Annotated in this window: 7 protein-coding genes and 2 pseudogenes; 1 reads left to right on the plus strand and 8 read right to left on the minus strand. The window is 70.9% G+C overall.

Annotation, left to right across the window (positions count from 1 at the left end; genetic code table 11):
• Positions 1 to 117: 117 nt before the first annotated feature.
• Together I53_RS36165 and I53_RS16460 are read right to left on the minus strand one after the other, a co-directional pair.
• Positions 118 to 366 (minus strand): annotated as a pseudogene (locus I53_RS36165) (glycogen/starch synthase); the annotation flags it as partial.
• 567 nt (positions 367 to 933) lie between these two features.
• Positions 934 to 2,519 (minus strand): annotated as a pseudogene (locus I53_RS16460) (alpha-amylase family glycosyl hydrolase).
• 446 nt (positions 2,520 to 2,965) lie between these two features.
• On the opposite strand from I53_RS16460, the gene I53_RS16465 reads away from it, so the two are divergent.
• The gene (locus tag I53_RS16465; RefSeq protein ID WP_043352566.1) at positions 2,966 to 5,506 is read left to right on the plus strand and encodes a glycogen/starch/alpha-glucan phosphorylase; all 2,541 of its coding nucleotides are present in this window, start codon (positions 2,966 to 2,968) and stop codon (positions 5,504 to 5,506) included.
• A gap of 76 nt (positions 5,507 to 5,582) precedes the next feature.
• Here the strand turns inward: I53_RS16465 and I53_RS16470 are convergent, their stop codons facing one another.
• The 6 genes from I53_RS16470 to I53_RS36170 form a co-directional block, all read right to left on the minus strand.
• A complete protein-coding gene (locus tag I53_RS16470) occupies positions 5,583 to 7,280 on the minus strand; it encodes a HAMP domain-containing methyl-accepting chemotaxis protein (RefSeq protein WP_043352567.1) in 1,698 nt (565 codons plus the stop codon).
• A gap of 303 nt (positions 7,281 to 7,583) precedes the next feature.
• Entirely contained in the window at positions 7,584 to 8,648 is a 1,065-nt protein-coding gene (locus tag I53_RS16475; protein WP_043352568.1) for a hypothetical protein, read from the minus strand.
• Between the two features lie 88 nt (positions 8,649 to 8,736).
• Positions 8,737 to 9,672 carry a ferredoxin--NAD(+) reductase gene (locus I53_RS16480; RefSeq protein WP_085987674.1) on the minus strand — a complete coding sequence of 312 codons (936 nt, stop codon included), beginning with the start codon at positions 9,670 to 9,672 and terminating at the stop codon, positions 8,737 to 8,739.
• 29 nt (positions 9,673 to 9,701) lie between these two features.
• Positions 9,702 to 10,070 carry a hypothetical protein gene (locus I53_RS16485; protein ID WP_043352571.1) on the minus strand — a complete coding sequence of 123 codons (369 nt, stop codon included), beginning with the start codon at positions 10,068 to 10,070 and terminating at the stop codon, positions 9,702 to 9,704.
• A gap of 108 nt (positions 10,071 to 10,178) precedes the next feature.
• Positions 10,179 to 10,340, minus strand: coding sequence for a hypothetical protein (locus I53_RS35935; RefSeq protein WP_306307443.1), 162 nt, complete (start codon positions 10,338 to 10,340; stop codon positions 10,179 to 10,181).
• Between the two features lie 299 nt (positions 10,341 to 10,639).
• Positions 10,640 to 11,143 carry an EAL domain-containing protein gene (locus tag I53_RS36170; RefSeq protein ID WP_374701337.1) on the minus strand — a complete coding sequence of 168 codons (504 nt, stop codon included), beginning with the start codon at positions 11,141 to 11,143 and terminating at the stop codon, positions 10,640 to 10,642.
• Positions 11,144 to 11,718 lie beyond the last annotated feature (575 nt).

The raw sequence follows: 11,718 nt of genomic DNA on the forward strand, positions 1-11,718 counted from the left end.
TCCCCTTTTAAGTTCGGGTGACCACACCTAAATCCCAGGCCTCGGCCGCTTGACCAAGCGAGTTCCCAGCCGGAACCCCCGCGAAGCCCTGAGGCGGCGACCCCCGAATTCGGGGGAACCCCGCGCGACCTGCCGGTAGCCCGGAATCAGCACGCGGATGTCGTAGTGCGGCACCAGCGCCCGGGGCAGGGCGGCAGAGACCTCGCCGAGGCCGCCCGTCTTCAAGAAGTCGGCCATCTCGGGCGTGGCGTACAAGATGCGGCGGCGCAGCGAGGCCGGACGGGCCGGCACCGGTACGGATACGACGCCGTCCCCCTCGCCGGACGACCACTCGGCGAAGGAACCACCACGGCGCGTATCGAGCATCAGCATTGATCCTGGCCGGGCGGAATGCCCCGGTCTGGCAGACGATCGGGCAGGCACGGCTGTCGCGATCTCAACCACGGCTAATACTCCTCCGTCGCGACGGTTCCGCTGCGACGCACAAAATAGGCCACCGTGAGAATTAAGCTTCACTTACCTATGTGGCGTCGCAGCACGAAATCGTGGCGGCGCGGCGGATTTCGGCAGGCCGGGCGGCTTCCGGGATGGGGCGGCGTCGCCCCGACGTCGATGCACAGGGCCGCGCTGCAGCGGTACCGCCCTATCCCGAATCACGTTCTGCGCGCCTGGACCGTGTCCGGCTGGGGGCTTCGGCCCTGCCGTCTCTGCGAGCGGAGCGAGGCCATCCACCCCGCGCCCGACGGCCGACGGCGCGCAGCCCTGAGGCACCGCACCGCCGCGCGCGCGTGATGACGGTCGAGGGCCGCAGCAGCCAAAGGCTCCGGCCGCAAGCCATGTCGTGCCCCCGGCTCGGACCATGAGGCGCCGCCGGGCCGTTGGACCGGCGCCCGCGCCGAGGCGCCGCGCCCGGATGGGCGGATCCGGTCCGGCTCACCCGCCGCGGCGCAGGATCACCCCCTCGGCGGGTCCGAGCGCCAGGGTGAGGCCGACCGTCTCGCCCGCCCGCCCCGCACGGGTCGAGAGCAGCACGGTCCAGTCGCCCTCGGGCAGCGGCAGATCCTGCGACGCCGCGCCGAAGTTCAGGAGCACGCGCAGAACGGCATCGTCGGCGAAGCGCTCGTAGGCGAACACCGCGGCGATCCCCAGCGGCACCTCCCGGTAGCCGCCCACGGCGAGCGCCGCGTGGTCGCGGCGCAGGGCGAGCAGCCGCCGGTACAGGGTGAGCATCGAGCCCGGATCCGAGCGCTGGCTCTCGACGTTGCAGGCTGCCCAATCCTCCGCCAGCGGCAGCCAGGGTTCGGCCGTGGAGAAGCCGGCCTGGGGATTGTCGTCCCACTGCATCGGGGTGCGCGCCGGGTCGCGGCCGTGCCCGGGCTCGTTGTACTCCCAGGGATCGCGGGCGCGCTCCGGCGGGATCGGAACATGGCCGAGCCCGATCTCGTCGCCGTAATAGAGGGTCGGCGTGCCCCGCAGGGTCAGCAGCAGCATCGCGGCGATGCGGGCCTGCGCCTGCCCGACCCGGGCGGCGATGCGCGGCTGGTCGTGGTTGCCCAGCACCCAGTTGGGCCAGCCGCCCTCGGGCAGGGCCGCCTCGTAATCGGCCACGAGTTCGGCCACCGCGTCGGCCCGCCACGGGGTCTGGATCAGCTGGAAATTGAACGGCAGGTCGGCGCCGGTGAGGTCGGGGCCGTAATAAGCGACCAGCCGCTCCACCGGCAGGTAGATCTCCCCGATCAGGACGCGCTCGCCGTAGTCGCGCAGCACCGCCCGCATGCCGGCGATCACGTCGAAGATCTCGGGCCGGTCGGCGGAGTAGACCTGGGTGAAGCGGTTGATCTCCGGGGAACCCGGCGCGTAGTCGGGATTGGCCGGGTTGTCGCGGAACCCCGCATCCTTCATCAGGTGCCAGATCACGTCGACCCGGAACCCGTCGACCCCGCGCTCCAGCCAGAAGCGGAGCACGTCGTGCATGGCCGCCCGCACGGCGGGGTTGCGCCAGTTCAGGTCCGGCTGCTCCGCCAGGAAGGCGTGGTAGTAGTACTGGCCGGTGGCCTCGTCGCGCGTCAGGGCGGGCCGCCGAAAATCGACAGCCAGTTGTTGGGCGGCCCGCCGTCGGGGGCGGGATCGCGCCAGATGTACCAGTCGCGCTTCGGGCTCGTGCGCGACGACCGGCTCTCGGCGAACCACGGATGCGCGATCGAGGAATGGTTCGGCACGAAGTCGAGGATCACCTTCAGCCGGCGCCGATGGGCCTCCGCCACGAGGGCATCGAAGTCGACCAGCGTGCCGAACAGCGGATCGATCCCGCAGTAATCGGCCACGTCGTAGCCGAAATCCGCCATGGGCGAGGGATAGACGGGCGAGATCCAGACGGCGTCGACCCCGAGCCAGGCGAGGTAGTCCAGCCGCGCCGTGATGCCCGGCAGGTCGCCGACCCCGTCGCCGTTCGTGTCGTGAAAGGAGCGGGGATAGACCTGGTAGACGGTCCCGCGCTTCCACCAGACAGTGTCGGTCATGCTGCCCCTCCCGTTGGCGGCCCACGCTTAACCGCTGACCGGCGTGCTGGCGACCGGCGACGGATGCGCTTCGGGCGCGCTCCGGGCGCGTGCCGGGCGGGCGCCGGCGGGCGCGGATCGGCGCGCCCGACACGGAGCGCCCGTCGAGAACCGCGTCCCGGGCATGACCGTGAGCCGCATCGCCGGCGTGCATGACCTTCGCGCAGCGCCGTCGCGCAGATCTGTGCCTGGAATGTCACGCCGCCGCGCCATATGTCTCTCAGCGTACCCGCGGGCTCCGATCGAGCGGCGCTGCCACGACTTCGCCGGAAGCCGACCGCATCGTCGGATGCTTCGGGGCACGGATCGTCCGTCCGTTCATGCGGCGGCAATCCATCAAAAGAGATAATCCGCCCACGATACCCCCGGCGCTAGAATCCGGGGCGACGACTTTGGGGGACCCGCACGTGTTGAACGATGTTCTGACCCGGCCTGTGCCACAAGATGTCGCGCGCGACGAGCGCGCTCCCGAGGCTCCGGCCGCAGGCTCCTGGACCGCCCCGGTGCTGTCCGCAAGTGGTGACGCGGGGGTCGACCTGCGGGAGTCGATCCGCGCCAAGCTCACCTTCGCGCTGGGCCGCACGCCCGAGACCGCACGCCCGCGCGACTGGTTCGCGGCGACCGCCCTGGCCCTGCGCGAGCGGATCGTGGCGGCCGCCCTGGCCGCCGAGCGCAGCGTGCCGAACAAGCGCGTCTACTATCTGTCGCTGGAATTCCTCATCGGCCGGCTGATGTCGGACGCGATGAACAACCTGGGCCTGACCGAGACCACCCGCGCCGCCCTGCGGGAACTCGGGGTCGACCTCGACGCCGTGCAGGAGGCCGAGCCCGACGCGGCTCTGGGCAATGGCGGCCTCGGGCGGCTGGCCGCCTGCTTCATGGAGAGCATGGCGAGCATCGGCATCCCGGCCATGGGCTACGGGATCCGCTACGACCACGGCCTGTTCCGCCAGTCCTTCGAGGACGGCTGGCAGCGCGAGGCGCCGGAGACCTGGCTCGCCGAGGGCAATCCCTGGGAATTCGCCCGGCCCGAGGCGACCTATGCCATCGGCTTCGGCGGCACCGTGACCATGTCCTCCGCGGAGGAGGGGGTGATCCGGCGGCACTGGCAGCCGGCCGAGACCGTGCGGGCGGTGGCCCACGACGTGCCGGTGGTCGGCTGGCGCGGGCGCCACGTCAACGCCCTGCGCCTGTGGAAGGCCGAGGCCGGCGAGCCCGTGGACCTCGCCCGGTTCAACGGCGGCGATCATGTCGGCGCGGTGGCGGCGCGGATGCGCGCCGAGGCGATCTCCCGGGTGCTCTATCCGAGCGATTCCTCGGCCGAGGGCCAGGAGCTGCGCCTGCGCCAGGAATACTTCTTCACCGCGGCCTCGATCCAGGATCTCGTGGCCCGCCACGTGGCCGAGCGCGGCGACGTCCGGTCCCTGCCGGACCACGCCGCGATCCAGCTCAACGACACGCACCCGGCCATCGCGGTGCCGGAGCTGATGCGCGTCCTGATCGACGCGCACGGCCTCTCCTGGGAGGATGCGTGGCACGTCACCACGCACACGCTGCACTACACGAACCACACCCTCCTGCCCGAGGCGCTGGAGACCTGGCCGGTGGAGCTGATGGAGCGGCTGCTGCCGCGCCACATGCAGATCATCTACCTGATCAACTGGATGCATCTGGAGGAGCAGGCCAAGCACGCCCGCCAGGACACCGCCTCCGACAACGCCGCCTACCTCGCCTCGATCTCGCTGATCGACGAGTCGCACGGGCGGCGGGTGCGCATGGGTCATCTCGCCTTCCATGGCGCGCGCCGGGTCAACGGCGTCTCGGCGCTCCACACCGACCTGATGCGCTCGACGGTCTTCTCCGACCTGCACGCCCTCGACACGGACAAGATCGTCAACAAGACCAACGGCATCACCTTCCGCCGCTGGTTCCACAACGCCAATCCCGGCCTCACCCGGCTCGCCGTGGAGACGGTGGGCGCCGGCGTGCTGGACAATCCCGAGCTGCTGCGGGGCCTAGAAGCCCATGCCGAGGACCCGGTCTTCGTGGCGCGCTACGCCGCCGTGCGCCGGGAGCGCAAGGAGGCCCTGGCCGACCTCATCGCCGAGCGCACCGGCATCGACGTCGATCCGGCCGCGCTGTTCGACGTGCAGGTCAAGCGCATCCACGAGTACAAGCGCCAGCTTCTCAACATCCTCGAGACCGTGGCGCTCTATCAGGCGATCAAGGCCGAGCCGCACCGGGACTGGACGCCCCGGGTGAAGATCTTCGCCGGCAAGGCGGCGCCGAGCTACGTCCAGGCCAAGCTGATCATCAAGCTCGCCTGCGACGTCGCCAAGGCGGTCAACGACGATCCCGAGGTCGCGGGCCGGCTGAAGGTGGTGTTCCTGCCGAACTACTCGGTGAGCCTCGCCGAGGCGATCATCCCGGCCGCCGACCTGTCGGAGCAGATCTCCACCGCTGGGCTGGAGGCCTCGGGCACCGGCAACATGAAGTTCGCCCTCAACGGCGCGCTCACGGTGGGCACCCTCGACGGCGCCAACATCGAGATCCGCGACCATGTCGGGGCGGACAACATCTTCATCTTCGGCCTGGAGGCCGACGGGGTGAAGGCCCGGCAGGCCGAGCCGGACTACGCGGCCAAGGCGATCCAGGCCTCGCCGCGGCTGGCGGCGGCCCTCGACATGATCGCCGCGGGGCGGTTCTCGCCGGAGGAGCCAGGCCGGTTCCGGCCGCTCACCGACGACCTGCGCCGGCGCGACCAGTACCTGCTCACCGCCGATTTCGACGATTACTGGCGGGTACAGCGCGCCATCGACGCCGCATGGCGCGATCCGCGCGGCTGGTGGGCGAAGGCGATCCGCAACACCGCCCGCATGGCGTGGTTCTCCTCCGACCGGGCGATGCGCGAATACGCCGAGGAGATCTGGCGGGTCCGCCTGGGCTGAGCCGTCGGCCGCCCGACCCGCTCCCATGCGGAAGCGGGTCGGCGCGGGGCCTGCCCGCTCCGGAAGGCTCCGGCCCTCAGGCGGCGCGAACGCCGACCAGGAAGCGGTCCATCTCCGCCGACAGCCGCTCCGACTGGCGTGACAGGGCCGTGGCGGCCGCGAGCACGTGATCGGCCGCCACGCCCGTGCGCTCCGAGGCCTCGGCCACCCCGACGATGGTGCCGGTCACCGCCGTGGCACCCCGGGTCGCGTGGGCGATGTTGCGCACGATCTCCTGGGTCGCCGCGCCCTGCTCCTCCACGGCCGCGGCGATCGCGATCGCCACGCCGTTGATCTCGCGGATCCGGTCGATGATCCCGCCGATCGCGCCGACCGCGGAACCGGTCACGCCCTGGATCCGGCCGATCTGGGCGGCGATCCCGTCGGTCGCCTTGGCGGTCTTCTCGGCCAGGGCCTTCACCTCGGCCGCCACGACCGCGAAGCCGCGCCCGGCCTCGCCGGCGCGCGCCGCCTCGATGGTCGCGTTGAGCGCGAGCAGGTTGGTCTGCTCGGCGACGGACGCGATCAGCCGCACCACGTCGCCGATCTCGGAGGCCGCCTGCTGCAGTTCGGCCACGAGGCCGGCGGTCTGGTCGGCCTCGCCGACCGCCTGCTGCGCGAGGTCGGACGAGCCGCTCGCTTGATGGCCGATCGCCTGGATGGCGCTGCCGAGCCGCTCGGTCGAGGCCGCCACCGCGTTGATGTTGGCCGCCGCCGCCTCGGCCGCCGCCGCCACCGCGCCGGACTGGCTGGCCGTCTCCTGGGCGGTCGTCGTCATCTGGTGGGCGGTGCCCTCCAGTTCTCCCGCGGCCGACGAGACCTGCTCGACGATCCTGGCCACCGCCTCCTCGAAGGTCCGAGCGAGGTCCATCGTGGCCTCCTTGCGCACGGCGGCGGCTTCAGCGTCCGCCCGCCGTCGGCGCTCGGCCTCCGCGGCGGCGTTGCGGGCGACCATGGTCCTGATCGCCTCGACCGCCCGCCCGACCATCCCGATCTCGTCGCCGCGCTGCGCCTCGACGATCGCGGCCTCGACTTCGCCCTGCGCCATGCGCCGCAGGACGGCGACGAGGCGCTGCAGCGGCCGCGTCGCGCCGAAGACGACGATCACCGCGGAGAGGCTCATGGCGGCGAGCAGGCCCGCCAGGGCGGAGCCGATCAGGACCGTCCGCGCCTGCTCGGCCTCCTGCCGGGACGCGCGCCTCGCCTCGCGGAGGCGGGCCGTCGCCTGCGCCTCGTAATCCTGGGCCGCCCTGTCGAACTGCGCCCGGACCTCACGGCTCGCGACGACGCCGACCTGGATCGCCGCAGACCGGTCGTTCCGGAGGGCGAGGTAGTTGGAGCGGTCGAGCAGGTCGAAATAGTCCCGGGCGATCGCCCCGATCTGGCGCTGCATCGCCGCGATCTCCTCGCGCCGCGAGCCCTCGGCCAGCGTCTCGATGCCGTCGGCCACGGCCTTGACGTCCTCGTCGTAGCGCCTGCGAAAGAGCGGGAGGTCCCCTTCAGGGCGGCCGATGATCAAATTGCGATTCATGAGCGCGGCATCGACGAATTTTTCGCGAACTTTCGCGAATATCTCGAGCCTAGCGAAATAATAATCGACCAGATATATGTTTCTTTCCTCCATATATTTGAGACCCACAATCGAATAAAATACGACCCCCGTAGTGACGATCACCATGAACACGATGGGCACGGACATTTTTACATGCAGGCTTGCATTCCGTAGAAACCGCATATCATCCGATCCCCTCATGATTTCAAAATATCCCTTAGCATAAGACCGCGGCAGAGATCCACGCGCCGCCACGATCGTCTGGCGACGACAGATCACTCGAAGAATGAAACGAATATTTGTTCATATGCAAATACTGATAATATCGAAAAAATACATCAGCGCCATTGAACCGATCGAGCGGTGTGGGCGCGCGTCCGGGAGCGCCTGGCCGATCCGGGTCGGGGATGGAGCGGTCTCGCCGGCGGGCGCGGGCGGGCGCCGTGAGGCCCGGCGTCTCCTTCGCGCCCGGCCCGGGCCGGAATCTCAGGCCCCGCGGACGAGGCCGAACCGCGGCCCGAGGCGGCGCAGGCCGCGCCGCAGCCGGTGCAGCAGGCGCGCGGCGCGCTGGGCGAGGCTCAGCCTGCGCCGGCAGACGACATGCGACACGCGCCCGATCCGCGGGCCCGGATCCGGCGCCCCCTTGCGCAGGGCGATGTCCGGCCGCTCCGCCGATTGCGCGATCGTCAGCGCGCGCGCCGCCGGCAGGGTGACGCTGCGGAACATCGAGCGCGTGTAGTAGGAGAACTCGTCGTAGGCGACGAGATCGTGCCCCCGTCCCTTCGCCGGGTCCTGGACCGTCAGCGTGCCCGCCTGGGGGCCGTAGGTCACGAGGAGACCGATCACGTCGCGGGGCCGCCCGAGGGGGACGGTGACGCGGGTGCCCTCGGGAATCTCCAGGAAGTCCAGCGGGATGCCGTTGCGGCGCAGGGCGAACCCGCAGGTCAGGCCGGGGAGGGCGCGCAGCGGCACGGCCTCGAACCGGCCCGGCAGGGTCCGGAACCGGTCGATATAGGCGCGGCCCGGGGGCGGCGCGCGCAGGAAGCTGTAGACCAGGGTGCCGTAGAGGTCGGCGCCCACCGGCGTGACGTGGGTTGCATCCGTCAGGAGGTAGGTGATGTCGCCCGCGCCCGCGGCCGCCACCGGGGCGGCGATGTCGAGATAGGGGATCCCGTAGAGGGCGCGGTACTCCGCCAGCAGGCCGGCGACGGGCTCGGCCGCGTAGTCGACGCCGCCCTGGTGGAGGTTGAGGAAGGCGACGGGCAGGTCCCGCCGGGCGGTCGCCGCGAGGATGTCGTCGAGATAGGCCCGCATCGTCGCGCCGTCGAAGTAGCGGACGTTGCCGGTGAACAGCTCGAGGAGGACGCAGTCGCAGGGGAGCGCGTCCAGGATCTCGTCGATCAGGGCGGCGATGGAGGGCAGGGAATGGCCGCCCCAGCCACTGCGGAGGAAGGTGACCGGACGCCCCTCGGCCTCGGCCAGGGCGTTGGCCCGCTCGACATAGCCCGGCAGCTCCGTGACGCTGTAGCCGAGGCAGAGGACGCGGACCATCGGGGCTCGGATCGGGCTCAGGATCGGCCCCGTGCGGCCGGCCCGGCGCCGGTAGCAGCCGGACGCCGCCGCGTCGAGGCGACGGCGGTCAGTCGATCACGATCGGGTAGCAGCGGGCGCCCACCGCGGCGGCGAGCACCTGCACGGCGCCGACCGTCGAGACGTCGCCCGCCACGTGGACCACGTCGGTGGCGCGCAGGCTCGGCAGGTGGGCGCTGAGCGGGCCGGAGCGCACGTCCGGCGGCCGCTGGCGGCCGCGATCGGCGCAGAGCACGATCCGGCCGACGCCGGTGCGGCGCAGCCAGTCCAGGCTCTCGCGCATGTAGAGGTCCAGGGCGTCGCGGGCGCCGACGGCCAGGGCCATCTCGCGGGCGGGTTCGACGTAGCGGGCCGCCCGGGCGATCGCCCAGATCGCGCCGAAGCCGGCGCCGGCCGCCACCAGCACGAGGCGCCCGCCCCCGGGGCGGTACTGCCCCCGGCCGACCGGCCCCTTGAGGCGCACCGGCTGGTCGAGGCGGAGCGCGTCGAGCGGATCGCCCTCGGGGTCGCGGGCGACGTGGAACACCACGTCGTTGATCTCGGTCGTGCCGTCGACCCGCAGGGTCGGGGACAGCGTCAGGGTGGGCAGCCCCGCGAAGGTCACCAGCGCCTGGTGGCCCGGCTCGCCGGTGGGGCGCCGGGTCAGGGTCGCGACGACCTCGAGGATTCCGGGGCTGAGCCGGCGGATTTCCGTGACCGTGCCCTTGCGGACGGCCACGGGCGGCGGCGCCGCCGCCTCCTGGCCCTGGATCGGGGCGCCGGGAAGGGCCGGGCGCAGGGCCTCGGCCCTGGCCCGGCGGGCCGGATGACGGCGACCGGACGGTGCGGCGCTGCCCTGAGCGAGGCCCTGGCCGGCGAGCAGGTTGCCGGGCTGTGCCTGGAGCGGGGCGATCATGCCCTCGGCCAGCGCGGCCTCCAGCGGCGTATCGCCGGTCGAGACACGCACCGACCGACCGTTGACGACGAGCGAGCAGCGCGCCCCCATGGCTCTCCCCCGCATGCGCTTGTGACGGATCAGCGGGCGCGGATCAGGAGCGAGTCGACCAGGGCCGCCCAGCGCTCGCGGGTCGCGCGGACATCGTCGGTCGGGGCCGAGTCGGTGAGGAGCTGGCGCTGCGCCCGCAGCGACTCGACCTCCTGCCGCTGGGCCCGCAGCACCGCCTTCATCACCTGCAGCTCGGTCTCGAGGCGGGCGATCTCGTCGGCCTCGTCCAGCGCATCCGACGGATCGTCGAAGGCCTCGGGGGATGGATCGGCATGGCGGGGATCGCGGAGCGGCATCCGGGTCCGGGCCTGCTGCTCCAGCCGGACCGGCCGGGCCATCAGGCGGCGCACGAGGTCGGAGCCCCCTGCCTGCTGGTAACGCCGTGCCGCCTCGGCCATCCGACCATCCCCTTCCCGGGCGCTGAAGGGCCCGTCCATCCACAGGAGCTTGGTCGAACATGGTTAAGGGTGGCTTAAGCTGATCGGCGGCTTTCGCCGTTTCGGCCTTCAGGCCGCGTCCGCCTGCTGAATCGCGCGGGCGGCCAGCGCGTCGGTCTCGGTCCGGGCCTCCCGGACCTCCGGGGTGAAGTCCGCGCCGAGGCCCTGTTCCAGGGGCCACGGCAGTGCCGCGCCCACCGGCGCGCAGGGGGCGTCCTGCGTGTCGGCCACGGGCCTTGCGTCCGAAGCCTGGAGCGCCGGCGCCCCGGTCTCCGGATGGTTCGGGCGGGCCCCCCGCCGGCCCGAGCATGGCCGTCGGCATCTGCTCGGTCCTGTCCGCGGGGAAGCAGGGATGCGCCTGCGGGGCGACCTCGAACAGGCGGCCTCAGGGCAGGTCGGCCGTCCCGGCGATGGGCCGCACCTTCGCGAAGCCGGCCCGCACGAGCCTGACGTGGTCCGGAGGCATCGCATCCCCGGCCGCGATGGTGTCGGTGGCGGGCAGCACACCTGTCGGCCCCGCAGGAGAGATCTCAGGCCGCCTCAGGCGCCGCGCCGACGATCTGGCGGGCCTGCAGCATGGTCATCGGCTCGCCGAAGGCGGGGCCCAGCGCGTATTCGCAGCCGAGCCCGGCCAGCGCCTGGGCGTCGGCTTCCGATTCGCAGCCCTCCGCCACGATGGCGAGGTTCAACTCGCTCGCCATGCGGACGATGGAGCGCAGGATCGCGGTCTGCCCGGTGCCGATCTGGCGCACGAAGGTCGCGTCGACCTTGATCGTGTCGAAGGGGAAGCGCTGGAGATAGGAGAGCGCCGAGTAGCCGGTGCCGAAATCCGACAGGCACAGGCCGGCGCCGAGGTCGTGGATCCGGGCCAGCATCTGCGCGGCGTATTCCGGATTCTCCATCACGAGGCTCTCGCTGAATTCCAGCTTGAGCGAGCCGGGCAGGGCCCCGGAGCGGGCCAGCACGGTCTTCACATCGTGCAGGAAGTCATGGCGCATGAGCTGGCTGGAGGACAGGTTGCAAGCCTCGAACATCGTCGGCTCGACCTATCGGGAGCGCTGCCAGGCGGCGAGTTCCAGCGCGGTGGGCTCCACGGCGAAGATGCCGAGATTGACCACCAGGCCATATCTCCTCTGATCAGCGGCATGAACGTCTAGGACGTGCATTCTCCCGAGCTTCGGTATGGTCACATCTAAGGGAGGTCTCGAATCCCGCCATCGTGCTACCCTCAAGGCAGACCACTCGCATGAATATCAACCGCAATTCGTTGCGCTCAATCGCATTGGGCAGATCGGTCTCAATTATCAAACGTGCAGAGCATTCTCTGCAAATATGAGCGCGCAATACCTCTATGCATCCGCGGCCGTTGCTCTTGGACTGGATCATGGGGATTTCGGCGCTCTTGAACATCTCGTCAGAGCTTAATGTTGGTTCCGGCCTCTTAGAGTGGCCATCCCGATCAACACGATCAGAAATATCTCCCCGTCCCCGTACGTGATCATGGTGACGATCATCCGGAGGATCATCTCGTTCAACGACAAGATCCTGACGGTCTCGCGCTCCCACATGATCATCACCGAGAACTCGTCGACCGCGACCCTGCACATGA

The organism is Methylobacterium sp. B1 (assembly GCF_000333255.1).
Taxonomy (GTDB): Bacteria; Pseudomonadota; Alphaproteobacteria; order Rhizobiales; family Beijerinckiaceae; genus Methylobacterium; species Methylobacterium fujisawaense.